Below are 25,275 nucleotides of genomic sequence, written 5' to 3'. Positions count from 1 at the left end.
GATTGTTTCACGTGAAACATACGTATGATGTTGTCATTGTCGGTGGAGGGCATGCAGGTTGCGAGGCAGCCCACGCGTCGACACGTTTTGGAGCTAAAACGTTACTTGTTACGTTAAGGAAGGCTGATCTGGGCGTAATGTCCTGCAACCCGGCTATTGGTGGGCTAGGAAAGGGTCATTTGGTTCGGGAAATCGATGCTCTAGACGGCATTATGGGAAAAGCCGCCGATTATGCAGGTATCCAATATCGACTACTGAACCGTAAAAAAGGCCCAGCAGTTCAAGGACCACGTACGCAAGCTGACCGCGTGTTGTATCGGAACGGGGTTCAGGAACTTACCGAGAAACGGTCGAATCTTGATGTTCTAGAAGGTGAGGTCGTTGATCTCTCTTTAGAAGCCGGAAAAGTAAATGGGGTTAAGCTAGCAGACGGTTCTAACGTTTTCGCAAAGGCCGTCGTTTTAACCTCCGGTACATTTTTGCGCGGGGTCATACATATAGGCGACGTTTCTCATTCTGGAGGTCGAATGGGAGACGCTCCGTCGATCGCTCTCGCTGAACGACTGGCAACTTACGATTTACCAATGGGTCGCCTTAAAACTGGGACTCCACCAAGATTGGATGGTCGGACCATTGCTTGGGAGGGACTCGAAACTCAGGATGCCGATGAAAAGCCCGAGCTTTTTTCGTTCATGCACAGTGCTCCATTCGCAAAACAAATTGCCTGTGGCATTACGCACACTAATTTACAAACCCATGACATTATTGAGAAAAACCTCTCTCGCTCGGCCATGTACGGCGGTCACATCGATGGAGTAGGTCCACGGTACTGCCCCTCAATTGAAGATAAGGTTGTCAGATTTGCGGACAAAGACGCGCATCAGATTTTCCTTGAGCCGGAAAGCCTGACTGGACACACAATTTATCCTAACGGTATTTCGACGTCCTTGCCTATGGACGTTCAAGAAGACTATGTTCACTCAATCGTTGGGCTCGAAAACGCTAAGATTTTGCAACCAGGTTATGCAATTGAGTATGACTATATCGACCCGCGAAGCCTTAGTTCCCAGTTAGAGCTGAAAACCCTACCGGGCCTTTTCTTAGCGGGGCAGATAAATGGAACAACCGGTTATGAAGAGGCGGCTGGACAGGGTTTGGTTGCCGGTTTGAATGCGGCGGCCAAAGCGATGGATACGGCGCCGGTTTTGTTTGACCGATCCACTTCTTACATCGGCGTGATGGTGGACGACCTGACAGTTCGTGGTGTAACAGAGCCATATCGAATGTTTACCTCACGCGCTGAGTTTCGACTTTCACTTCGAGCAGACAATGCGGACCAACGGTTAACCGAGTTCGGTCATACTGGTGGTTTTGTTGAAGAAGAACGGTGGGCCAGCTTTAGCGAGAAGAATGAAGCACTTGAGGCAGGTCGTAATCTTCTGGGCTCGATTTCCTCGTCGTCTCGATCCTTGAACGAGGCGGGAGTTAAGGTAGGAGTTGATGGACCGAAGCGTACCTTGTTGGATGCTTTAAGTATTGCCGGAACAACTGTTGGAGGTTTGGTCTCAATTGAAGGCCAACTTACTGAAATAGAACCGGAAATAGCAACCCAACTTGAAAGAGATGCTCTCTACTCGCACTATGTTGAACGGCAAGTACGAGACATTGAGGCATTGAATCGAGACCGTGAAAAACTGATTCCAAATGATCTAGATTACTCTGCTATCCCCGGGCTTTCTAATGAGTTGAAGGCGAAATTAGTCGCGGCGTTACCTGATAACCTGGCCCAAGCGTCGAGAATTGATGGCATTACCCCTGCCGCACTGATGCTAGTTGCCGCCGAAATCAAGAAACGCCAACTAAAGACGGTAGCATCATGAGTAGTGAGAATATCCTAGTTGGCGGAAAGAGTGTTTCACGTGAAACATTCCAAAGGCTTGAGCAATTGAGCGCTTTGATAACCAAGTGGACAAAGTCCATCAATCTTATTTCTCCAAGTAGCATTCCCGAAATTTGGGAACGACATATAGTTGATAGTGCACAGATCTATCAAATCGCACGTTCAGACTGGAAGAATTGGGTTGATCTGGGAAGCGGCGGGGGTCTCCCCGCACTAGTCGTTGCTGTTCTTGATCAGGAAAGACGGCCGATCACGCTTGTAGAAAGCGATCAGCGTAAGTGCTTGTTCTTAAACACAGCGAAGCGCGAGCTTGATTTGAACTTGGTGGTGGTCAATAAGCGAATCGAAAAGACTGATCTAAGCAATTTTGACGTAATGAGTGCCCGTGCGCTCGCGGCATTGCCTGAACTATTAACGTATGCTGTGAAGTACCTGAAACCAGAAGGGCAAGCGATCTTGCCTAAGGGTGCGCGTTTTCAGCAAGATCTGGACCAAGCGAGCCAAGGTTGGCAGTTTGATGTAATGACCCATGCAAGCCTAACCAGTCCAGAATCACGAATTCTCGAAGTCTCAAGGATATACCGCCGTGAATCTTAGTCGCACTACGAACCCCAAGATTATTTCGATCGCGAACCAAAAGGGCGGTGTTGGAAAAACCACAACGACCATTAACCTAGGTGCCGCCCTTGCCCGTTCTGGGCGCCGCGTTCTATTGATCGATCTTGATCCACAAGGAAATGCCTCGACCGGTCTTGGAATTGAACTCGCGGATCGCATTGAAACTACATATGAGCTTTTGACAGGAGATGCGCTTCCAACAGAAGCAGCGATGCCTACTACCGTTGAGAACCTGTCAATCATCCCGGCGACGACTGACTTGAGCTCGGCCGATATCAATCTGATGGCGAATGAAAAACGAAGCTACATGCTGCACGATGCTCTTCATCAGCCCGATATTGATGCGCTGAATCTAGACTATATATTGATAGATTGCCCTCCTTCTCTCAATATATTGACGGTAAACGCGATGATTGCCTCTGATTCAGTCGTGGTCCCTTTGCAAAGCGAGTTCTTTGCTTTGGAGGGGCTTTCGCAACTTATGTTGACCATTCGAGATATCCGGCAAACGGCAAATTCAGCGCTACGTATTGAAGGGATCGCCCTCACAATGTACGACAAACGCAATAATCTTTGCCAACAGGTAGAGGCCGATGCACGGGATAATCTTGGCGAACTGGTATTTAGGACTGTAATTCCACGGAACGTTAGGTTGAGCGAGGCGCCATCTTTTGCGCTTCCAATTATCGATTACGATCCAACGTCTAAGGGGTCACATGCCTATCTCGCACTAGCCGAAGAAATCATATCACGAGAAAGTAACCCTAAAACTCGGAGAGCATCATGAGCACACCCAAAACACCGAACCGCGGACTTGGGCGCGGCTTGTCCGCGTTGATGTCCGACGTAAACGGGCCGACAGCAGGCGTGAAAGAAGTGCCGTCCCATACCGAACGTACATTGCCTGTTGATCAAATTTATCCAAACCCTGACCAACCCCGGCGTACGTTTGACGACCAAGCGATGAGTGATCTCACAGCATCGATTGCAGAAAAGGGGATAATTCAGCCGCTAATCGTTCGGAGAAAAGCGAGCAAGAATGGCGAATATGAAATTGTCGCCGGTGAACGTCGTTGGCGGGCGGCACAGCGTGCTAAACTGCACGAAGTTCCTGTAATCATAAGGGACTTCACCGATGTTGAAGTGCTCGAAGTTGCTATCATCGAGAATATCCAACGTTCAGATCTGAACGCAATTGATGAAGCAGCTGGATATAAGCAGCTCATGGAGAAGTTTGGGCGTACCCAAGAAGAAATGGGAAAAGCGCTCAGTAAAAGTAGAAGCCATATCGCAAACTCAGTTCGCCTTTTGACACTTCCCGACACAGTTCAAACGCTCCTTCAGGACGGAATGCTTTCCGCCGGCCACGCACGGACACTTGTCGGCCATCCAGATGCGGACAGTCTTGCGGTTCAAATCGTTAAGAATAGACTCTCGGTTCGAGATGCAGAGAAACTCTCGAAAGCATCAAAAGCGACGCCGAAAAGGGCGATTCGCGCAAAAACAGTCTCGAAAGATGCGGACACAGTCCAGATTGAGAAGGATCTAGCTGCTCAACTCGGGATGAAGGTCAGCATTAACCACACTGAAGGCAAAGAAACCGGTCAGGTGACCCTGAGTTATCGTGATCTCGAACAGTTGGACGATTTGCTGAAGCTGCTTTCCGGGGGCTAGGACCCCAATAGGTGGGCAATTAGAGCATTCAAAACCGGTCGCCCGCTTTGCGTAACCGTGAGGTGGGCGCCTTCGATCTCCAGGTGCCCGATTTCTACTAAGTAATTGATTTTTAAACTATTTTCGGAAATCCAACTTGATGGAAGTTCAATTCCTTCCGCCATTCTGAGACCCATAAGAACACGCTCTTCAATTACGTCCGAGTTATTGAGCGACGAGGTAAAATTCCTGCTAATCGTGCCGGTTTCAACGTGTTCGATCCAGATACCGGGACTTTTTGCACAAACCGTTTCATAGCGTACACCGTCCAAGGTCAATCTTCCGTGCGCACCGGGCCCAATCCCCGCCCAATCGCCAGACCGCCAGTAGATCAAGTTGTGCCTACTCTCTTGATCCCTTTTGGCATGGTTAGACACTTCGTAGGCGGGTAATCCGGCATTTTCGCAGGTCGTTTGAGTGATATCCCACATGTCAGCGCCGACGTCTTCATTTGGTAAGCCCTTTAACAAACCTCGTTTTAAGCGATCACCGAACGCAGTGCCGTCTTCAATTGTTAACTGGTAGAGCGATAGATGGTCGGGATCGAAGGAGAGTGCACGATCAAGCTCGGCCTGCCATTGTTCTGCTGTTTGGTTTTGGCGGGCATAGATAAGATCGAAGCTAACGCGCTCAAAGGTTGAGCGGGCGATATCAACCGCCTCCAAAGCCTCAGTCGCGGAATGAAGTCGGCCAAGCGACTTTAAATCCCGATCATTCAGAGCCTGCACGCCAACTGAAACGCGGTTAACGCCAGCCTTTTGATAGCCAGCAAATCGGCCCGCCTCGATGGAAGTTGGGTTTGCTTCAAGCGTAACCTCAATATCATTCGCTAAGCGCCAAGAGTTGCGAACCCTGTTCAAAATTCGATCGATGGTTTCGACGTCCATTAGGCTCGGGGTTCCGCCGCCAAAAAACACCGAGTTTAGAACGCGGTCTGGCGTCATTGCGGCGAGGCGGTCGATCTCACTCTCAAAAGCGGCCGCCCATCGGGATTGGTCAATCGACGCGACTACATGCGAATTAAAATCGCAATATGGGCACTTAGCTTGGCAAAAGGGCCAGTGCACATAAAGGCCAAAGCCACCATCGCGCCATGCTTCAGGCAAAACAACCATCGATCAATTTTGCAAAGGCATCTGCACGGTGGCTGATTTTGTTCTTTTCCCAACGATCCATTTCACCAAACGTCTGAGTATAACCTTCCGGTTGGAAAATCGGATCGTAACCATGCCCTTGGTCGCCGCGCATTGGCCAAACCAAACGGCCAGCCATAACGCCTTCAAAAACTTCATCGTGGCCGTCGGGCCAAGCAAGAACCAAACAACATCGGAACTGCGCCAAACGTGGTTCCGGAGCATTGCGTGTTTCCAACTCATCCCACGTGCGCGTCATTGCCTTAATGAAATCGCGACCATTCGGAGTTTCCGCCCAATCAGCCGTGTAAACACCAGGCGCGCCGTCTAATCCGTCAACCGTAATTCCGCTGTCATCTGACAGAGCGGGTAAGCCGGTAGCCTTTACAGCGGCGTGCGCTTTAATGCGGGCATTTCCAACGAATGTCGTTTCTGTTTCTTCTGGTTCCGGCAATCCGTGGTCAGCGTTCGACGAAACAGCGACGCCGAATGGAGACAGTAAATCTGCCATCTCTTCGAGCTTACCATGATTATGGGTCGCGATCAGAAGCTCTGTTCCTTCGAACTTTCTCATTACCCAACCGCCGCGAGCTGAGCGGCAGTAAGTTCTGCGATGCCCTTGTCAGCCAAGTCCATCATGGCGTTCATCTGATCCCGTGTGAACGTCGAACCTTCTGCAGACATTTGAATTTCAATAAGCTTGTCGCCGGTCAGCACGAAGTTTCCATCGACACCCGCTTCGGAGTCTTCAGGGTAGTCGAGATCAAGAACAGACTGGCCAGCATAAACACCACACGAAACAGCAGCGACTGGAACAAGAAGTGGGTCTGATACAACGTCGCCGGCCTTCATCAATTTCTGAACAGCTAACTTCAACGCAACCCATCCACCCGTGATGGATGCACAGCGCGTACCACCGTCCGCCTGAATGACATCACAGTCGACTACAATCTGGCGTTCGCCCAGTGCGACGCGGTCAACACCTGCGCGTAAAGAACGACCAATCAACCGCTGAATTTCTTGTGTTCGACCGCTCTGCCCGTTCTTCGCTTCACGGCGCATCCGCGTGTTTGTGGCGCGTGGCAGCATTCCGTACTCTGCAGTCACCCAACCAAGACCAGAGTTCTTAAGAAAAGGTGGAACGCGTTCGTCGATAGATGCGGTACAAAGCACATGCGTATCGCCACACTTGATCAGACAAGACCCTTCGGCATGACGGGTTACCCCTGTCTCAATCGAAATTGTCCGCATTTCATCAATCTGTCGTCCAGAGGGGCGCATCGCATGTCCTTTCAGAAGTTTCCCAAGGGTTACGCGCCCCCTCACAAAATTCCAACCCCGATTGACCTTTCGCGAGGCTCGTTCATAACTGTCGACGCTTAGCGGTATGGATGAATGACTGATCAAACTCCAAAACTTGATGAAATGAATGCTCGCTCGCGTGAGGTGTTTCGTCGTGTCGTAGAGGGATATCTGGAAACGGGTTCGCCCGTCGGTTCACGAACGCTAACGCGCAACTTAACCGAACAAGTAAGCGCTGCGACAATTCGAAACGTTATGGCCGGCTTAGAGGATCTGGGCCTTATCGGAAGCCCGCACATCAGTGCTGGCCGGATTCCAACGCAGCAAGGTCTGCGGATGTTTGTCGATGGCATCCTCGAAGTCGGCGATCTGAATGGCACGGATCGTGCCAAGATTGATCAAACGATGGGTGACAACGATGATGATGTCGGCACCCTTCTCGACCGGGTTGGGTCTGCTCTGTCAGGTGTTACGCATGGCGCGAGCCTCGTTCTTACGCCAAAACACGAAGAAGCGCCTATCAAACATGTCGAGTTTGTAAGCCTTGCAGCTGATCGCGCTCTTGTTGTTTTGGTGTTCGCTGATGGACATGTTGAAAACCGCGTGTTTACGCCGCCACCTGGCCAAACCCCCTCCTCGATGCGCGAAGCTACAAATTTTATTAACGCCGTGGCAGAGGGCCGTTCACTTTCAGAGCTTGGCGCTGCAATTACCCGCGAAGTGAACGCACGGCGTCAGGAAATCGATGTGCTTGCGCGTGAGCTCATCGATTCAGGTGCCGCTATGTGGGAAAACAAAGGCGAATCAACTGAACGATTGATCGTGCGCGGTCGTGGGAACCTGATTTCTGACGAAGATACCGAAGACCTCGACCGCATCCGCACGTTGTTTGACGACCTCGAACGCAAGCGTGACATCGCTGATTTCCTTGAATTGACGGATACTGGCGAAGGCGTGCGCATTTTCATTGGGTCTGAGAATAAACTTTTCTCACTTTCGGGTTCCTCTTTGGTGGTTTCTCCCTATATGAACGCTGATCGTAAGATTGTGGGCGCGGTCGGGGTCATTGGACCCACGCGCCTAAACTACGGGCGCATTGTGCCCATCGTGGATTACACCGCGCAGTTGGTCGGGAAACTGATCTCTGATCTCTGATCGCGGATAAGGGACGTAAGATATGGCTGAGAACGACAACGAAAACCAATTCCTCGACGACATCATGGCGGACCCGCTTGGTGGCCCTGAAGACGAAATGACATTGGATGAAATGGCTGAGGAAGACGACAACATCGTCGCCCTGAAGTCAGAGATTTCAGAACTCAAAGACGCCTACATGCGCGCCCTTGCCGATGTTGAAAACTCCCGTAAGCGCTCGGATCGTGATCGGCGCGAAGCTGAGAACTATGGCGGCTCGCGCTTGGCGCGTGATCTGCTTCCGGTTTACGACAACTTGGAACGTGCACTTCAAATGGCCAAAGAAGACGGCAAAGAGGGCGACAAAGCACTTCTGGAAGGTGTTGAACTCACAATGCGCGCGTTGATTGGCGTGTTCAAAAAGCACGGTATCGACCCAATCGTCGCGGAAGTTGGCGAAAAATTCGATGCACATATCCATGAGGCAATGTTCGAAGCACCCCTGCCCGGCACGCAAGCTGGCGATATTATCCAGGTCGCATCGACTGGCTTCATGCTGCATGATCGCCTTTTGCGCCCTGCTCAGGTTGGCGTTTCTTCTACTCCGAAGTCTTAACCAAACCACGCAGCTCATAGATCAGATCAAGCGCCTCTTTTGGCGACAGATCATCGGGCAGAATATCCTTTAACCGCGCCTCCACTTCGGACGGCGCGGTTTTTTGTGGCGCGGGTGCAGGTGTTGCGTTGAACAGCGGTAGATCGTCGATCACGGCCTTCTGCTTTCCCTCGCGCTCACCCTTCTCCAAGGCTTCAAGAACAACCTTTGCCCGCGCGACGACCTTCGCTGGAAGCCCAGCAAGGCGCGCGACCTGAACACCATACGAACGATCCGCTGTTCCACGTTTCACTTCGTGGAGGAAAATCACGTCCCCGTCCCATTCTTTGACGGTCACGGTCGCATTCGCCACAGTGTCCAACTTGTCTGATAGACTTGTCATCTCGTGATAATGGGTCGCAAACAAAGCGCGGCACCGATTAACGTCGTGTAAATGTTCCAAAGTTGCCCAAGCAATCGACAAGCCATCATAGGTCGCAGTCCCGCGACCGATTTCATCCAGAATAACCAATGCACGGTCATCCGCTTGGTTCAGGATTGCAGCGGTCTCCACCATCTCCACCATAAACGTGGATTGTCCCTTACTCAGATCATCAGACGCCCCAACGCGGCTGAAAATTTGGCTTACGACGCCAATCGTCGCGCTTTTCGCCGGAACAAACGCTCCTATCTGTGCAAGTACCGCAACCAATGCGTTTTGCCTTAGGTAGGTCGACTTACCTGCCATGTTCGGCCCCGTCAGAAGCCAAATGGATTCTTCGCTCAGATTACAATCATTCGCGACAAATTGCGTTCCAGACGGTTTTAGCGCGGCTTCAACAACAGGGTGGCGACCACCTGTGATTAGAAACTCGCGCTCCGACGTCATGCTTGGTCGTGTCCACCCTTCCTCCCGTGCCAATCGCGCCAAAGCAGCGTTAAGATCAAATTCCGAGAGCGCGCGCGCCAAGACAAACAAGTTCGGCGCTTGGTCAATAATTGACGCACTTAGGCGCGAATAGTGACGCTTTTCGATTTCTAAGCACCGCCCGCCAGCGTTCAAAATGCGCGTCTCCAGCTCAGAAAGCTCAACAGTTGTAAATCGAACTTGGTTCGCAGTCGTTTGGCGATGAATGAATGTCTCAGACAAAGGCGCGGCAAGCATCTTGGCAGAATGGGTCGCTGTGACTTCAACAAAATAGCCAAGCACGTTGTTGTGTTTAACTTTCAGGCCGGAAATTTCAGTTTGCTCAGCGTAACGGCTTTGCAAGGCCGCAATAACCGAACGGCCTTCATCCCGCAGCGCACGGAACTCATCCAATTCAGCATCGTATCCAGTCGCAATGAAACCACCGTCACGGGACAGCAATGGTGGCTCGGCAATCAATGCGTCATCCAGCAGTTCTAAAAGCGGTTCTTGTCCTATCAGGTCTTGCGCTGCCTTTGCCAAAGCCTCAGGCATGTCCATTGGCAGCGCATCAGCGATCAATCTAGCCTGTGAGATTGCACTTCTGATTGCAGTCATGTCACGCGGGCCACCACGTTCAAGTGAAAGTCGCGATAATGCACGGTCCAAATCAGGAACCTCACGCAACTTGTCCTCAAGCAGCGCAGCAACGTCGCCCTTTTCCAAGCAGAACGCGACAGCATCTTGCCGCGCATTGATTTCAGACAGATCGCGAGAGGGCGAAGACAATCGTCGTTCCAAAAGGCGCGCCCCACCCGCAGTCTGCGTTTTATCAATCACAGACAAAAGCGATCCAGCGCGACCACCGTTCATACCGTGCGTCAATTCCAACGATTTACGCGTAGACGCATCGATCTGCATCGCCGCTTCACGTTTTTCACGCATGGGCGGACGAAGCAGCGGCAGCTTTCCCTTTTGCGTAATATCGAGGTACTCAACCACCGCGGCCATTGCCGCAACTTCTGCGCGTTCAAAGGTGCCAAAGCCTTCCAAGGACTTGACCGAATAGAGACTATTCAGGCGCTTTTCTCCATTTGTGCTGTCAAACGCTGCATTACCCAAAACAGTCACCGCAGCACCTGCGTCTGCGATAATTGTTGTGAAATCACCCTCGCTAGCTTCCGAAATCAGAACTTCCTTCGGGCTCAACCGCGCCAATTCAGGCCCGAGCTTAGCTTCGTCGCACATCAATACTGAAAACGCCCCGGTTGAAATATCGACCCACGCCAACGCCCCTGCCCCACGCACATTTGCATAAGCCGCAAGAAAATTGTGACGCCGCGCATCAAGAAGTGAATCCTCGGTCAGCGTTCCAGGCGTCACAACACGCGTAACTCCCCGTTTCACGACTGCCTTATACCCACGCTTTTTCGCCTCTGCTGGGCTTTCCAACTGTTCGCAAACTGCAACACGATGCCCCTTGCGAATAAGTGTCAGAAAATACCCCTCAGCCGCGTGATGCGGAACGCCACACATGGCGATGTCCTCACCGAGGTGTTTGCCGCGTTTGGTTAGCGTGATATCCAACGCACCGGCTGCCACAACAGCGTCGTCAAAGAACAGCTCATAGAAATCGCCCATCCGATAAAACAGCAATGCGTCCGGATGGTCCGCCTTGATTTCTAGAAACTGCGCCATCATTGGCGTGACTGTGCCGCTCATAAATCCCCCCGGATCTGCTTTGTGCAACTTACTGGTCCAATGTTAGCGACGAAAGTGCTAAAACGGACCATTGCTTGGTCAATGCCCCACCCTTATCAAGACCTGACTTAAGGGAGAGAAACATGGCAGACAATCGGATCACACGCGAAGACGCATTGGCATTCCACTTAGACCCGACTCCGGGGAAGTGGGAAATTCAAGCGACGGTGCCGATGACAACGCAGCGCGACCTGTCTCTTGCTTATTCTCCTGGTGTTGCGGTGCCGTGCGAAGAAATCGCAGAGAACCCAGAGCTTGCCTATGATTACACCAACAAGGGTAACCTCGTCGCTGTAATTTCAAACGGTACAGCGGTCCTTGGCCTTGGCAATCTGGGAGCATTGGGTTCCAAGCCGGTGATGGAAGGTAAGGCGGTTCTGTTCAAACGTTTTGCTGACGTGAACTCGATCGACATTGAACTTGATACCGAAGACCCAGACGCGTTCTGCGCGGCCGTTAAACTGATGGGTCCGACCTTTGGTGGCATCAATCTTGAGGACATCAAAGCGCCCGAATGTTTCATCATCGAACAGCGCCTCAAGGAAGAAATGGACATACCAGTCTTTCATGATGACCAGCACGGCACAGCCGTTATCTGTGCTGCGGGTTTGATTAACGCTCTGCACATTTCCGGTAAAAAAATCGAAGACGTGAAAATCGTTCTGAATGGGGCAGGGGCCGCAGGGATCGCTTGTATTGAGCTGCTGAAATCCATGGGTGCCAAGCACGAACATTGTGTCGTGTGTGATACTAAAGGTGTGATCTACCAAGGTCGTACCGATGGGATGAACCAGTGGAAATCAGCACATGCAATTAAGACTGATCTTCGTACCCTCGAAGACGCAATGAAAGGCGCTGATGTCTTTCTAGGTGTTTCAGCAAAAGGTGCCGTTACTCCAGAAATGGTTGAGGACATGGCAGATAATCCTGTGATCTTCGCGATGGCAAACCCTGATCCAGAAATCACGCCGGAAGAAGCGCACGCTGTTCGTGTTGATGCTATCGTTGCAACGGGTCGTAGTGACTATCCAAACCAAGTGAACAACGTCCTTGGGTTCCCCTATTTGTTCCGTGGAGCACTCGACATTCATGCGCGTGCCATCAATGACGAAATGAAAATCGCTTGTGCGCGTGCCCTTGCCCAGCTTGCCCGTGAAGACGTACCCGATGAGGTCGCCGTTGCCTATGGTCGCAAGCTTACGTTTGGTCGTGACTACATTATTCCGACACCGTTCGACCCACGTCTTATCCATGTCATCCCACCGGCTGTTGCGCGTGCGGGTATGGACACAGGCGTTGCCCGTCGTCCGATTGTTGATGTTGAAGGTTACGAAGAATCCCTAAAAACACGCATGGATCCAACGGCCTCAATCCTTCGCGGGATCAACGCGCGCGCGCGGGCCAACCAACATACAATCGTCTTTGCCGAAGGGGATGACCCGCGAATCTTGCGTGCCGCTGTGCAGTATCAGCGCTCCGGCTTTGGGCGTGCGCTCGTGGTCGGGCGTGAGGATGATGTGAAGGCAAAACTCACCGCCGCTGGTCTTGGCGATGCGGTGCGTGAATTGCGTGTTGTGAACGCGGCCAACACATCGCACCTCGAGAACTATAAAGAATTTTTATACGAACGCCTCCAACGCAAAGGCCATGACCGGAGTGATATTCACCGCATGGCCTCGCGCGATCGCCACGTGTTTGCGGCGCTCATGCTGGCCCACGGTCATGCCGACGGCATGGTGACTGGCGCGACCAGAAAGTCGGCGCATGTTCTTGAACAAATCAACCATGTATTCGATGCGAGCCCCCATGATGGCGTCGCAGGTGTCACCGCGGTACTTAGCAAGGGCCGCATCGTTCTCATCGCCGATACATTGGTGCACGAATGGCCTGACGAAAATGATCTGGCAGACATCGCAGAACAGGGCGCCTACGTTGCACGTCGTCTTGGATTGGAACCCCGAGTTGCGTTTATCTCATTCTCGACATTCGGTTATCCGGTCTCCGAGCGTGCGGAAAAGATGCACATGGCTCCTGCGGTTCTAGATAAACGCGGCGTGGATTTCGAATACGAGGGTGAGATGACAGTCGACGTCGCTTTGAACACCAAAGCACAAGAGGCTTATCCATTCTCACGCTTAACCGGGCCTGCAAATATTCTCGTAGTTCCAGCGCGCCACTCTGCATCCATTTCCGTAAAGTTGATGCAGGAAATGGCGGGTGCAACGGTGATCGGTCCGATCCTCGCGGGCATTGATAAGCCGATCCAGATTTGCTCAACCGGGGCTACCGTCAATGACATTCTGAACATGGCAGTCCTTGCCTCAAGTACATCGAAGTAGCCGATGACGATCTGGAACCTAGGGGGTATCAACGCAGACTTTGTTTATTCGGTCCCGCATATCCCTGCGCCAGGGGAAACGCTTGATGCGTCTTCGCGAGATTTTTTCTTAGGAGGCAAGGGCGCGAATATGTCAGTTGCCGCCGCACGAGCCGGATCGCATGTCTGCCACATCGGTGCGGTTGGTGGGGATGGGCGCTGGGCGATCGACCGGCTTACCGAATACGGTGTAGACACACGGACCATCTCGACAGTTGAAACAGAAACGGCACATGCGATGATATTCGTTGCCGAGGACGGTGAAAACGGCATTGTCGTCTATCCTGGCGCCAATCGCGCGATCCCTGAAAAGACTCTACTTCAGTCTCTAACAAATGCTAAAACAGGTGACTGGTTCTTCACGCAGAACGAAGTGAACTTGCAAATTGAGGGCGCGAAGTTTGCTAAAGAAACGGGCCTCAACGTGGCATACGCAGCTGCGCCTTTCGATGCAGACGTAACATCACAGATGCTCCGTTACCTTGATTTTCTGATCTTGAACGAAGTCGAAGCAGAGCAATTGAAAGCGGCAACGGGCCAAGGTCCTGCAGATCTTCCTGTTAAGGACGTTATCGTTACACTCGGCTCGAAGGGCGCAACATGGTTCGGGGCTCGGGGTGAGACCCATGTTCCGTCTCATAAAGTTACGCCCGTTGATACGACAGGTGCGGGCGACACGTTCACCGGTTACGTGATCGCTGGGCTAGATCGCGGCCAGCCCATACTGCAGGCGATGCAAACCGCTGCCAAAGCAGCCGCGATCATGGTTACGCGTCACGGTACCGCCGATGTCATTCCATCACTCGCGGACGTTCGCGCGTTTAGTGGTTGATAAACGGCGCGTTACTGCCCCAAAGCTGCTCAACACGGGCATCGCGCCCACAAGCTTCGCGATAAAATGCATATGCTTCGGCTTCGGTCTTAATACCTCCGCGCGTAACTACGCGGCTTTGGCCCTTGTAGTAATCCTGATGATATTCTTCTGCATCGTAAAACGTAGATGCTGCGAGAATTGGCGTTACAATTTGTCGCCCTAGTTCTGATTGTGCTGCCGCCAAAGCTGCTTGAGCTGCCTGCTGTTGCCCAGTGTTAGAGACGAAAATGGCCGTACGGTAACTATCCCCACGGTCGCAAAATTGTCCTCCCGCATCGGTTGGATCGACAGATCGGAAGAACAGATCATAAATCTGACGTTCCGAAACCTGGTCAGCATCAAAACGAATTTCAACAGCTTCGTAATGGCCTGTTCCGCCACCTGTAACCTGACGATAGGTCGGGTTCGCAGTCGTGCCACCTGTGTAGCCGGACGTTACCTCACTCACGCCGCGTACTTTCTCGAAATCACTTTCCACACACCAAAAACAACCACCAGCTACGGTAATCGTCTGCATGTCGCGCGCTTCAACTTTGCCTGCTTGCATCAAAGTCGCCACTGCAATTGTCGCGCCAAGTGCGATTGTCTTTATTTTCCGCTGTACCGTCGCCATGAAAATTCTCCTTTTCACAACCATCGCGTCCAGAACCGTTACGCGCAATTCACCGGACCGTGTGCTCACGCGTTGTTTACCGTGTGGAACATTTCGCTTTTGTTGGCGCGCAGGGGTGTTCCCAAAAATAGAAAGGGCGGCTGCCGATTTGCTCGGCGCCGCCCTTCCGAATTACTGAGATCAATGAGATCTTTATTTTAAACGTTTGTCGCGTGCCGCCAGAAGTTTCAAACGAAGCGCATTCAGCTGAATGAAACCTGCCGCATCCTTCTGGTCATAAGCACCGGCATCATCCTCGAACGTCACGTGCGCTTCTGAATAAAGTGAGTGATCTGACCAACGGCCAACAGTACGTGCGGAGCCTTTGTAAAGTTTCAGCTTCACAGTTCCTGTCACGTGTTCCTGCGATTTATCGATTGCTGCTTGCAACATTTCACGTTCAGGCGAGTACCAGAAACCGTTGTAAATAAGTTCAGCGTAACGTGGCATCAGCTCGTCTTTCAGGTGCGCTGCACCGCGATCAAGCGTGATGGATTCGATACCGCGGTGTGCTTCGAGCAACAGTGTACCGCCCGGTGTTTCGTAAATGCCGCGGGACTTCATGCCTACGAAGCGACCTTCAACAAGGTCAAGGCGACCACACCCGTGCATGCCACCTAACTCATTAAGCTTTGTGAGAATTTCAGCTGGCGACATAGCCACGCCATCAATGGAAACCGCGTCGCCGCGTTCAAAACCAATATCAACGTATTGCGCTTCATTTGGCGCATCTTCAGGTGCAACGGTCCGCTGGTAAACGTAATCAGGTGCCATTTCAGCTGGGTCTTCGAGAACCTTACCTTCAGACGATGTGTGCAACAGGTTTGCATCAACTGAGAATGGCGCTTCGCCACGTTTGTCTTTCGCAACTTGAATTTGATGTGCTTCAGCGAATTCCAAAAGCTTCGTACGGGACGACAAATCCCATTCACGCCAAGGCGCGATAACTTTAATGTCAGGGTTCAGCGCGTAGGCCGCCAGTTCGAATCGCACTTGGTCATTGCCTTTGCCAGTCGCACCGTGTGCCACAGCATCCGCGCCGACTTCTTCGGCAATCTCAACCAAACGCTTTGAAATAAGGGGGCGCGCGATGGACGTGCCCAATAGGTACAGCCCTTCGTAGACGGCGTTTGCACGGAACATCGGGAAAACGAAATCGCGTACAAACTCTTCGCGTACGTCTTCGATGTAGATGTTCTTTTCGGGAATACCCATGTCGATTGCTTTGCGGCGCGCGGGCTCAAGTTCTTCGCCTTGACCTAAGTCAGCGGTAAACGTGACGACTTCGCAGCCATACTCTGTTTGCAGCCACTTCAAAATAATTGAGGTGTCCAATCCGCCGGAATAGGCAAGGACGACTTTTTTTGGTGCAGACATGGAACGCTCCTGAAGTTGAATTATTGGCGAATTAACGCGATTTGGGTGTTAGAGCAAGCTAGCCACGAACGCCGCATCACCTTCGTTTGAAAGTAGAGCAGGGGCGTCGTTCATCGGAACCCAAACTGGCATGTGCAGTTCTTCGGTTGGGAGACCCAAACAACGAACGGGCCTAGACCAGTAAATTGTGCAAACTTTTTCGGCCCACATGTCGTAATCGGGCATAAAGACAAAGCGCCTAAAAGCGCCGATGCGCACGGGACGGTCCATCGTCCAACCGGTTTCCTCCATCACTTCGCGGTGCAACGCGGGCAAAACCTGTTCGCCAGCATCTATTCCGCCACCGGGAAGTTGCATTTCAGGGTGTTCTAAACGGTCGCCGTCCTGCTCGGTTAGCAACAGATTCCGTCCTCTTTGAAGGATTACATATGCCCCAGGCCGCAGCGTGTAACGCATAGCTGGGTCAACTCGTTCGCCGTATCGTCTCATTTCGCCCCTTTTCCCATGGCTTGTGGCACCTATATGGACGCGGTATGCCCATCCTCGACTTGTTAGGAAAGCCCAATGACTAAAGCCAATACAAATGCGTCTAAGATTGCTTGGGATGATACCGTCCTGCCGTTCCAGCTCGACCGTTCCGATATTAGGGGTCGCGTTGCCCGTCTTGATGGCGTCTTGGACCAAGTATTGTCGCAGCACGACTATCCGCCAGTTGTTGAAGCTTTGGTGGCCGAAATGGCATTGCTGACCGCATTGATCGGGCAAACAATCAAACTGCGTTGGAAATTGTCGTTGCAAGTACGCGGTGACGGACCCGCGCGGCTGATCGCTACGGATTACTACGGCCCGACGGCGGACGGTAAGCCAGCACGAATCCGTGCCTACGCAAGCTATGATAAAGACGAGATCGACCCGACTGGCGATGGTTTTTCGCAGATTGGTAAAGGTTACTTTGCGATTTTGATCGATCAGGGTGAAGGGAACACGCCGTATCAGGGAATCACGCCAATCGCTGGCGGATCTTTGGCAGCCTGCGCCGAAGCCTATTTCGCGCAGTCTGAACAGCTGCCAACTGCGTTCCAGTTGACCTACGGCAAGGCGCAAGTTCCAGGCGGAGCAGAATCGTGGCGCGCTGGTGGTATCATGCTGCAGGCAATGCCTAAGGCGTCTCCACTGGCCAATCCAGATGGCGGTTCGGATGATGGCTTAACCGCAGTTGAAGACCTGATGAACGATGATGAAGGTGAAAACTGGAACCGAGCGACTATGCTGATGCGAACAGCTGAAGAATTGGAATTGATAGGGCCGACTGTTCAACCAACCGAGTTGTTGGTGCGTTTGTTCCACGAAGAAGAGCCGCGCGTATTTGACCCGCAGCCAGTTAGCTTTGGTTGTTCATGCTCGCCCGACAAAGTTCGCCAATCGTTGTCGATCTATTCGGCCAAGGACATCGCTCATATGACGACCGTTGAGGGCACTGTTACAGCAGACTGCCAGTTCTGTGGTGCGCACTATGTGTTCCAGCCGAACACGCTGGGGTTCGAGGCGACTGAAGGACCAGATGCAAAACCATAAACCCTGTAATGACGATCTGAAGAATACTCTCTGCCGCACGATAGAAAACGTGCGACAGGAGTCTTCTGATTTTGATTTGAATTCTGGAGTCGTGTTGCCAAAAGGCAGAGTGCTTAAGCCCGCTGCTGTATTGATCGCAATCACCGAGGCAGGTGAAATGATCCTCACCAAACGAGCGGCCCATCTAAAACACCATGCAGGGCAAATAGCGTTTGCAGGTGGTCGCATGGATGAAACAGACCGTGATCTGACACACACCGCGTTGCGTGAGGCGCAAGAAGAGATTGGGCTCGATCCGTCGGTGGTCAACGTTCTCGGCTCGCTTCCAACACATGAAACGGTGACCAGCTACTCGATTACGCCGATTGTCGCGATGGTTCCTTCAGGGCTTAAGTTCACTCCAGAACCCGGCGAGGTGGAGGAGGCGTTCACCGTGCCCTTGTCGCATGTTCTATCACCCATGAATTACCGGATCGAAGGTCGCGTTTGGCAGGGTCAAAAGCGCTACTATTACTCGGCACCTTACGGTCCGTATTACATTTGGGGCGCGACAGCGCGTATCCTGCGCGGAATGGCGGAGGCGGCTCAATGACAGGCAAAGCACGATCCCTTTGGCGGACCGACGGAACCCTGCGCCATGTTGGAGAGCCACAATGGCTAACGAACGAAATTCTACAATCACTCATGGCGGCATTTGAAGACGCGGGCTTTCAGATTTACGCCGTGGGTGGTTGTGTGCGGGATACCATCCTGAACCGTCCCGTAAGCGATGTTGATTTGAGTACAGACGCTTTGCCTGGTGACACCGTTAAAATTATCGAAAGCCTGCAGTTCAGAAACGACGTCTGGAAGGCCATCCCGACCGGAGCAGAACACGGGACGATAACTGCATTGGCGCCATCTGTCGGCGGAACGTACGAGATTACGACGTTCCGGACAGATGCTGAAACAGATGGCCGGCACGCCATTGTCGCGTTCTCTAAGAACCTTGAAGACGATGCGATGCGGCGCGACTTCACGATCAATGCGTTTTATGCAGACCGTGAAGGTTGTGTGCGTGATCTCGTTGGCGGCTCCGCTGATCTCGCGGCGCGAAAGGTGCGGTTCATCGGTGACCCAATTGAACGGATTCAAGAAGACTACCTTCGCATTCTACGGTTCTTCCGCTTCATCGCGACACTTGGAACCTACAAGAATGGAATTGACCAAGACGGACTCGCAGCCTGCGCAATGCTTGCAGACGGTTTGGAAAAAGTTTCACGCGAACGCATCGGCGCTGAGATGACCCGCTTGATTGCCGACTTTGATGCGGCTCCCGTTATCGGTGCGATGGAGCAATCAGGCGTTCTGCTTCAGATTCTTCCGGGTGCCAGCGCATTAACCCTCGCACGGTTGATCGACCTTGAAGAACAGTATCCAATTGAAGGCCGCATGCTGCGCCCTAAAGATGTTCCTACACGGCTTGCCGCGTTGGGATGTGATGACGTGGAAGAACGTCTGCGACTTTCTAAGGCGGACGCAAAGAAAGTAGCGCTCGTAAAACAAGAAGCAGGGAAGACGACACCGTCACACGAGCTTGGGTACAGACATGGATACTTGCCTGCAGTGCATTGTCTGCTGTTGCGCTGGGCGTCTTTACTTCAACCGTTTGATGAAAGCGCCCTTGAAGATATTTGGTTGGGCGCAGAGGCGAGTTTTCCGATCAATGCAGCGGACTTAATGCCAACCTATTCAGGCAAAGCGCTCGGTGATCGGTTAAATCAACTCGAAGACGTGTGGCTAAAGTCGAAGTTTTCGGCCACCAAAGATGAGTTGCTGAGATTGCCATGATGGCGCTGTTGGGTTTCGTTTTCTTAGGCCTGTTTTCTCCTGGCCCGAACGTCATTCTTCTAACATCTTCCGGAGCACGTTTCGGGTTTAGTGCGACCTTGCCGCATCTATTGGGCGTTGCCCTTGGGGTCGGCATTATTGCTTTTGTGACTGGACTAGGACTGGGCACATTGATCACCGCTTTTCCAATGTTGCGGATCATACTGATGGTCATCGCGTCAGCATGGATTTTGTGGATGGCGTGGAAATTGTGGAACGTAAAGCCTGCGCAAGCACGCGACACAGACCGCCCTTTCACGTTTGTCCAAGCAGTGCTTTTCCAATGGGTAAATCCGAAAATCTGGGCGGTCGCGACATCTGCATCTGCTTTGTTGACCGAGCTCGCGCCATTTGAGCAAGCCATGATGCTTGGGTTGGCATTCTCATGCATTAACCTTGGGGTGTGCCTGTTCTGGACCTACGCAGGCAGCTTGCTGAAATCGCTTTTAGCGGACCCAGCCAAATGGCAAATTTTCATGCGTACAATGGCGGTCGCCCTAGCGTTCTTTTCGGGTCTGGTTTTCTTGTGAACTAAAGCGGACTATGAATGCGATGTAAGGAGACTGCGCGTGTTCCGTTTCTTCGAAAACCTTGTCGATCCATATCAAGACTACGTTGAGGACGACACTCCTCCAACGCGCCTCTGGCCGTTCCTGATGACCTATGCGCGCCCGTTCAAACGGGTTTTCTGGGCGGCAGGATTTATGTCAGTGATCGTAGCTGTTATCGAGATCGGATTGATTTCCTATATGGGCCGTTTGGTCGATCTGATCGCACCGGGAAACGAAGTTACATTCTGGGCTGACTATGGTTGGGAATTCATTGCGATGGGCGTGTTCTTGTTAACGCTGCGCCCATTGATGCAGGTGATCGATGTCGCGCTGCTGAATCAATCAATCATACCCAACTTCGCGGCAATTGTTCGCTGGCGTTCCCATCGGCACGTTTTACGCCAGTCGGTTGGTTGGTTCGAAAATGATTTTGCAGGCCGCATTGCGAACCGCATTATGCAGACCCCTCCAGCCGCGTCCGAAGCAGCATTTCAGGTGTTTGATGCCGTGACGTTTTCTTTGGCCTATATCATCGGAGCGGGCGTGCTTTTGCTGGGTGCTGATCCTCGACTTTTGCTGCCCTTGCTGGTTTGGTTTGTTCTGTATGGTGCGCTGATGCGCTGGACAATCCTGCGGGTGGGTCCCGCGTCCAAGGCGTCTTCAGATGCGCGTTCAGAAGTTACAGGTCGCGTGGTCGACAGTTATACAAACATCCATTCCGTTAAAATATTCGCGCACCACGATCACGAAATTGACTACGCCTATGACGCGATTGAGGCGACCCGTGCGGCATTTCAAAAAGAGATGCGGCTTTATACGATCATGGACGTGACCTTGGTGCTGTTGAATGGCCTCTTGATCGTTACAGTCGTTGGATGGGCGCTGTGGTTGTGGTCCGGCGGATTTGCGACGGCAGGCATTGTTGCTGCGGCAGCGGCGCTGACATTGCGACTGAATTCTATGACAGGCTGGATCATGTGGGCGGTAACAAATCTGTTCCAAAACCTTGGAGTGATTTCCGAGGGCATGGAGACGATCGCGCAACCAATCACTTTGACGGACTCCGATGCCGCAATTGAACTTGAGATCTCCGGCGGCAGCTTACAGATTGAGAGCTTGAGCCACCATTATGGACGGTCTTCGGGTGGCATCGATGTGCTTTCGTTGAATATTAAGGCGGGGGAAAAGGTCGGGCTAATCGGTCGGTCTGGTGCGGGAAAATCAACGCTCGTGAAACTACTTTTGCGGTTTTATGACGCGGAAGCGGGTCGGGTCCTAATCGATGGGCAAGATGTTTCAATGGTTAGCCAAGACTCGCTGCGCCATGCGATCGGTATGGTGCAACAAGACAGCGCGCTGTTGCATCGTTCTGTACGCGACAACATTTTGTACGGGGATCCAACCGCGTCGGAAGACGAAATGATTGCGGCCGCTAAGAAAGCGGAAGCTCATGACTTCATCCTCGACCTAGAAGATGGCGAAGGCCGCAAAGGGTACGATGCACAGGTCGGTGAGCGCGGTGTTAAGTTGTCAGGCGGGCAGCGTCAGCGCGTTACGTTGGCACGCGTAATCCTGAAAGACGCTCCAATCCTGTTGTTGGACGAAGCGACATCCGCTTTGGACTCTGAGGTTGAGGCGACGATTCAGGCGACATTGGCCGATTTGATGGATGGAAAGACCGTTATCGCAATCGCGCACCGTCTTTCGACAATTGCGAAGATGGATCGGATTGTTGTGATGGACGCGGGCAAAATCATAGAAGACGGAACCCACCAAGAACTTCTCGCTCTAGGGGGCCAGTACGCTGGTTTCTGGGAACGTCAATCTGGTGGCTTTATCGGGACCGAATTTAAGGGCGCTTTATGATCAAAACTAGATACCAAAGTGCAGTACAAACGCTGGGCGGTTTGATTGATAGCCGGATGGAGGCCGACGGCCCACCGCCTGCGACGCTCGCGCGGTTTTACGCTTGGGCGCTTTCAGGTGCTTGGCGCATAATTGGATTGGCCGCGCTGGTATCGGCGCTCGCAGGGGCGTCAGAAGTTTTGGCAATGTTTCTGCTTGGGCAAGTCGTTGACATAGCCGTTTCGGGGCACCCATTAGCTGATAATGTTGGGGTCCTCATCTTTGCTGTTCTCCTATTGATAATCATGCGCCCAGCGCTGTTTGGGCTATCGGCGTCATTTCAATCGGTTGTCATGGGGCCGAACTTGTTCACATTGGTTGTTGGTCGATTGCACCGATGGACGCTTGGGCAAGCGGTGACGTTCTTTGACAATGATTTCGCGGGGCGAATTGCGCAAAAGCAAATGCAGGTCGGGCGCTCGATTACCGAAACCGTGATTGAAACGGTGAACGCGATCTTGTTCGCGCTGGCGACCGTGTTCGGAACTGCGATTTTGATTTCAACAATCGACGTGCGCCTTTTGGCCGTCATGCTTTTATGGCTATTAAGCTACGTCTTATTCCTGCGCTTCTTTTTGCCGCGCATCCGCTTACGATCTAAAGCCCGCGCTGAGGCTGCCGCAACGTTGACGGGGCAAGTGGTCGACACGATTACAAATATCAAAACCGTTAAACTGTTTGCTGGAACGGGGCATGAGTCTGATGCTGCGCAACACGCAATGCAGGACCTACGAAGTCGCGCACTCGACTTCGGCGAGCTGGCGACACTATTTCGTTTTGGCCTCATTACGCTTGCCGGAATCCTACCACTCGCGATGGTTGGTTTTGGGCTGTTCTGGCGTGAAAGCGGCGTTAGTCCTGGTGACCTCGCGGCGATTGGGGCTGTGTCCATTCGGCTGAGCCAGATGACTGGTTGGGTAAGCTTCGTCCTTATGGGAATCTTTAGCCACCTCGGTGAAGTCGAAAACGGGATGAAGACATTGACCCCGCCGCATCAGTTGACGGACGAGGCAAGCGCGGTTCCCTTGTCCGTTTCCCAAGCGGAAGTAGAATTTCGCGACGTGTCATTTCAATACGGAGGTGAAACGGGTGGCATTGGTGGCATCAATCTGACGATTAAGGCGGGTGAGAAGCTCGGTATTGTCGGGGCGTCCGGTGCTGGTAAGTCGACGCTCGTCGCGCTTTTGCTGCGTCTTTATGATCCTGAAGAAGGCGACGTTTTGATCGACGGGCAGGTCGTTCGTGACGTCACACAGGATAGCCTTCGGAAAAACATCGGAATGGTCACGCAGGAAACGGCGATGTTCAATCGATCAGCGCGCGACAACATTACTTATGGCCGCCCAAACGCGACAGAGGACGAATTGATCGCGGCTGCGCGAAAGGCCGAAGCGCACGATTTCATTGCGGACCTGCGAGATAACGCCGGCCGTACTGGATACGATGCTCATCTCGGCGAACGCGGTGTTAAGCTGTCAGGTGGGCAACGCCAACGCATTGCCTTGGCGCGTGCGATGCTGAAAGACGCTCCGATTTTGGTCTTGGACGAGGCAACCTCAGCGCTCGATTCTGAAGTGGAATCCTCAATCCAAATTGCGTTAGGTCGCGTGATGGAAGGCAAGACAGTTGTTGCAATTGCCCACCGCCTTTCGACGATTTCTGACATGGATCGCATAATTGTGCTGGAAGAAGGGCGCATTGTGGAAGAAGGAACACATGAGGACTTGCTGGAACGGGCAGGGACCTATGCAAAATATTGGAACCGTCAGTCTGGCGGGTTCGACGACAAAACAGATGCGGCGGAATAGATGACACAAATAGTAGAACGGTTGACGCAAGCAGGGCTTGGGCAATTGGCGGATGGTACGCTTTTGGAACGGGTATTGCCTGGCGAAGAAGTAGAGCCACAGCCCGATGGCACTGCGCGGATAATTACGCCTGTCGCAGATCGCGTTAAACCACCTTGCCGCCATTTCAAAAGCTGCGGTGGCTGCGCCATGCAACACGCGTCGGATGACTTTGTTTCTGATTGGAAGAAGACGATTGTTGAACGGGCAATGACCGCACGCGACCTGCCGTTTCCGTTTCGTAACCTTCACACATCACCTGCGCAAAGCCGTCGCCGTGCACGCCTATCTGGGAAGAGAACCAAGAAGGGCGCGATGGTTGGGTTTCATGCAAAAGGATCCGATGCGCTGATTGAGGTTCCTGATTGCCAGCTATTGCTTCCGTCGATCCTTGCAGGGTTTCCGGCACTTGAGGCGCTTACGGTTATCGCAGCCTCACGGAAGTCCGAGATCAACTTGACTGTCACGGACACGCTCGGTGGCTTGGATGTATTCGTTGAAACTGAACGCGAGCTGACGGGTCAATTGCGCGTTGAACTCGCCGGGCTGGCCGAGGCGCATAACCTCGCGCGGTTGGCATGGAACGATGATGTCGTTGTGACACGCAAATCGCCTGATCAAGTGTTTGGAAAGGCCAATGTCGCACCGCCTGCGGGTGCGTTTCTTCAATCAACCCGCGAAGGGGAGCACGCGTTGGTTTCTGCCGTTATGGACACTGTGACAGGTTCGAAACGTATTATTGACCTGTTTTCTGGAGCGGGGACGTTTTCAATATCTTTGGCGGAACACTGCGAAGTACATGCTGTTGAGAACAGCGATGAGATGCTTGAAACGCTGGATCGCGGATGGCGTCATGCCAAAGGCCTGAAGACAATTACCACCGAGACCCGTGATCTATACCGTCGACCGCTTGAGCCAGACGAACTAAATCGCTTTGATTTGGCCGTGCTTGACCCCCCCCGCGCAGGCGCTGACGCACAAGTAGCAACGCTCTGCGCTTCAGATTTAGGCGCGGTAACAATGGTTTCTTGTAATCCGATTACATTTGCAAGGGACGCAGCTGCGTTGATCGCCGCCGGATTCACATTGCAGTGGCTCGATATCGTTGATCAGTTCCGATGGTCACCCCATGTGGAACTCGTCGGTAGTTTCACACGCAAGTGATTAGTGGCCTCTTATAAATTC

The 25,275-nt window shown here is 52.5% G+C and carries 22 protein-coding genes; 15 read left to right on the top strand and 7 right to left on the bottom strand.

Annotated features, from left to right (window positions below; all coding sequences use genetic code 11):
- The first annotated feature begins 2 nt into the window (after positions 1-2).
- Genes mnmG through OSB_RS15740 form a run of 4 tightly spaced genes read left to right on the top strand, consistent with a single transcriptional unit; the run spans position 3 to position 4,192 of the window.
- Positions 3-1,880: a tRNA uridine-5-carboxymethylaminomethyl(34) synthesis enzyme MnmG gene (gene mnmG, locus OSB_RS15755; protein ID WP_049835881.1), complete on the top strand. Its 1,878-nt coding sequence runs from the start codon at positions 3-5 to the stop codon at positions 1,878-1,880.
- Entirely contained in the window at positions 1,877-2,497 is a 621-nt protein-coding gene (gene rsmG, locus OSB_RS15750) for a 16S rRNA (guanine(527)-N(7))-methyltransferase RsmG (protein ID WP_049835880.1), read from the top strand. Before mnmG ends, rsmG begins: the two co-directional genes overlap by 4 nt.
- Positions 2,487-3,305, top strand: coding sequence for a ParA family protein (locus tag OSB_RS15745; protein ID WP_049835879.1), 819 nt, complete (start codon positions 2,487-2,489; stop codon positions 3,303-3,305). Before rsmG ends, OSB_RS15745 begins: the two co-directional genes overlap by 11 nt.
- Positions 3,302-4,192: a ParB/RepB/Spo0J family partition protein gene (locus tag OSB_RS15740; protein WP_049835878.1), complete on the top strand. Its 891-nt coding sequence runs from the start codon at positions 3,302-3,304 to the stop codon at positions 4,190-4,192. Before OSB_RS15745 ends, OSB_RS15740 begins: the two co-directional genes overlap by 4 nt.
- Here OSB_RS15740 and hemW read toward each other — a convergent pair.
- From hemW to rph, 3 genes are read right to left on the bottom strand one after another with little or no spacing between them, the layout of a single operon-like run.
- Complete coding sequence (gene hemW / locus OSB_RS15735) at positions 4,189-5,346, bottom strand: radical SAM family heme chaperone HemW (RefSeq protein WP_049835877.1); 1,158 nt, start codon at positions 5,344-5,346, stop codon at positions 4,189-4,191. The genes OSB_RS15740 and hemW overlap by 4 nt on opposite strands.
- Entirely contained in the window at positions 5,330-5,938 is a 609-nt protein-coding gene (gene rdgB, locus OSB_RS15730; protein WP_049835876.1) for an RdgB/HAM1 family non-canonical purine NTP pyrophosphatase, read from the bottom strand. The genes hemW and rdgB overlap by 17 nt, the downstream gene beginning before the upstream one ends.
- Positions 5,938-6,645, bottom strand: coding sequence for a ribonuclease PH (rph, locus tag OSB_RS15725; RefSeq protein ID WP_049835875.1), 708 nt, complete (start codon positions 6,643-6,645; stop codon positions 5,938-5,940). Before rph ends, rdgB begins: the two co-directional genes overlap by 1 nt.
- A 114-nt stretch (positions 6,646-6,759) precedes the next feature.
- Between rph and hrcA the strand changes: the two genes are divergently transcribed.
- Both hrcA and OSB_RS15715 read left to right on the top strand, forming a co-directional pair.
- On the top strand, positions 6,760-7,821 hold the full coding sequence (hrcA, locus tag OSB_RS15720) for a heat-inducible transcriptional repressor HrcA (protein WP_049835874.1): 1,062 nt from the start codon (positions 6,760-6,762) through the stop codon (positions 7,819-7,821).
- Between the two features lie 22 nt (positions 7,822-7,843).
- Positions 7,844-8,416 carry a nucleotide exchange factor GrpE gene (locus OSB_RS15715; protein WP_049835873.1) on the top strand — a complete coding sequence of 191 codons (573 nt, stop codon included), beginning with the start codon at positions 7,844-7,846 and terminating at the stop codon, positions 8,414-8,416.
- On the opposite strand, the gene mutS is transcribed toward OSB_RS15715, so the two are convergent.
- Entirely contained in the window at positions 8,400-11,024 is a 2,625-nt protein-coding gene (gene mutS / locus OSB_RS15710) for a DNA mismatch repair protein MutS (RefSeq protein ID WP_082166488.1), read from the bottom strand. The two genes, OSB_RS15715 and mutS, sit on opposite strands and share 17 nt — an antisense overlap.
- A gap of 122 nt (positions 11,025-11,146) precedes the next feature.
- Between mutS and OSB_RS15705 the strand changes: the two genes are divergently transcribed.
- Complete coding sequence (locus OSB_RS15705) at positions 11,147-13,402, top strand: NADP-dependent malic enzyme (protein ID WP_049835872.1); 2,256 nt, start codon at positions 11,147-11,149, stop codon at positions 13,400-13,402.
- A 3-nt stretch (positions 13,403-13,405) separates the two neighbouring features.
- Positions 13,406-14,272 (top strand): ribokinase, encoded by an 867-nt coding sequence (locus tag OSB_RS15700; protein WP_049835871.1) that lies wholly within the window; start codon positions 13,406-13,408, stop codon positions 14,270-14,272.
- On the opposite strand, the gene msrA is transcribed toward OSB_RS15700, so the two are convergent.
- The 3 genes from msrA to OSB_RS15685 form a co-directional block, all read right to left on the bottom strand.
- Positions 14,262-14,927, bottom strand: coding sequence for a peptide-methionine (S)-S-oxide reductase MsrA (msrA, locus tag OSB_RS15695; protein WP_049835870.1), 666 nt, complete (start codon positions 14,925-14,927; stop codon positions 14,262-14,264). The genes OSB_RS15700 and msrA overlap by 11 nt on opposite strands.
- A gap of 192 nt (positions 14,928-15,119) precedes the next feature.
- Positions 15,120-16,343 carry an argininosuccinate synthase gene (locus tag OSB_RS15690; protein WP_049835869.1) on the bottom strand — a complete coding sequence of 408 codons (1,224 nt, stop codon included), beginning with the start codon at positions 16,341-16,343 and terminating at the stop codon, positions 15,120-15,122.
- A 48-nt stretch (positions 16,344-16,391) separates the two neighbouring features.
- Positions 16,392-16,832 (bottom strand): NUDIX domain-containing protein, encoded by a 441-nt coding sequence (locus tag OSB_RS15685; protein WP_049835868.1) that lies wholly within the window; start codon positions 16,830-16,832, stop codon positions 16,392-16,394.
- 75 nt (positions 16,833-16,907) lie between these two features.
- Here OSB_RS15685 and hslO point away from each other — a divergent pair, with 75 nt between their 5' ends.
- From hslO to OSB_RS15650, 7 genes are read left to right on the top strand one after another with little or no spacing between them, the layout of a single operon-like run.
- Entirely contained in the window at positions 16,908-17,918 is a 1,011-nt protein-coding gene (hslO, locus tag OSB_RS15680) for an Hsp33 family molecular chaperone HslO (RefSeq protein WP_049835867.1), read from the top strand.
- A complete protein-coding gene (locus tag OSB_RS15675) occupies positions 17,905-18,510 on the top strand; it encodes a CoA pyrophosphatase (RefSeq protein WP_082166487.1) in 606 nt (201 codons plus the stop codon). The genes hslO and OSB_RS15675 overlap by 14 nt, the downstream gene beginning before the upstream one ends.
- Positions 18,507-19,748, top strand: coding sequence for a CCA tRNA nucleotidyltransferase (locus OSB_RS15670; protein ID WP_049835866.1), 1,242 nt, complete (start codon positions 18,507-18,509; stop codon positions 19,746-19,748). Before OSB_RS15675 ends, OSB_RS15670 begins: the two co-directional genes overlap by 4 nt.
- Positions 19,745-20,317 (top strand): LysE family translocator, encoded by a 573-nt coding sequence (locus OSB_RS15665; protein WP_049835865.1) that lies wholly within the window; start codon positions 19,745-19,747, stop codon positions 20,315-20,317. The genes OSB_RS15670 and OSB_RS15665 overlap by 4 nt, the downstream gene beginning before the upstream one ends.
- A gap of 39 nt (positions 20,318-20,356) precedes the next feature.
- Entirely contained in the window at positions 20,357-22,204 is a 1,848-nt protein-coding gene (locus OSB_RS15660) for an ABC transporter ATP-binding protein (RefSeq protein WP_049835864.1), read from the top strand.
- A complete protein-coding gene (locus tag OSB_RS15655) occupies positions 22,201-24,051 on the top strand; it encodes an ABC transporter ATP-binding protein (protein ID WP_049835863.1) in 1,851 nt (616 codons plus the stop codon). The genes OSB_RS15660 and OSB_RS15655 overlap by 4 nt, the downstream gene beginning before the upstream one ends.
- The gene (locus OSB_RS15650; RefSeq protein ID WP_049835862.1) at positions 24,052-25,254 is read left to right on the top strand and encodes a class I SAM-dependent RNA methyltransferase; all 1,203 of its coding nucleotides are present in this window, start codon (positions 24,052-24,054) and stop codon (positions 25,252-25,254) included.
- Positions 25,255-25,275: the final 21 nt, after the last annotated feature.

This window comes from Octadecabacter temperatus (assembly GCF_001187845.1).
Classification (GTDB): Bacteria; Pseudomonadota; Alphaproteobacteria; order Rhodobacterales; family Rhodobacteraceae; genus Octadecabacter; species Octadecabacter temperatus.
The sequence above is the reverse complement of the archived record's forward strand: the minus strand, read 5'-3'. Positions and strand labels throughout refer to the sequence as shown.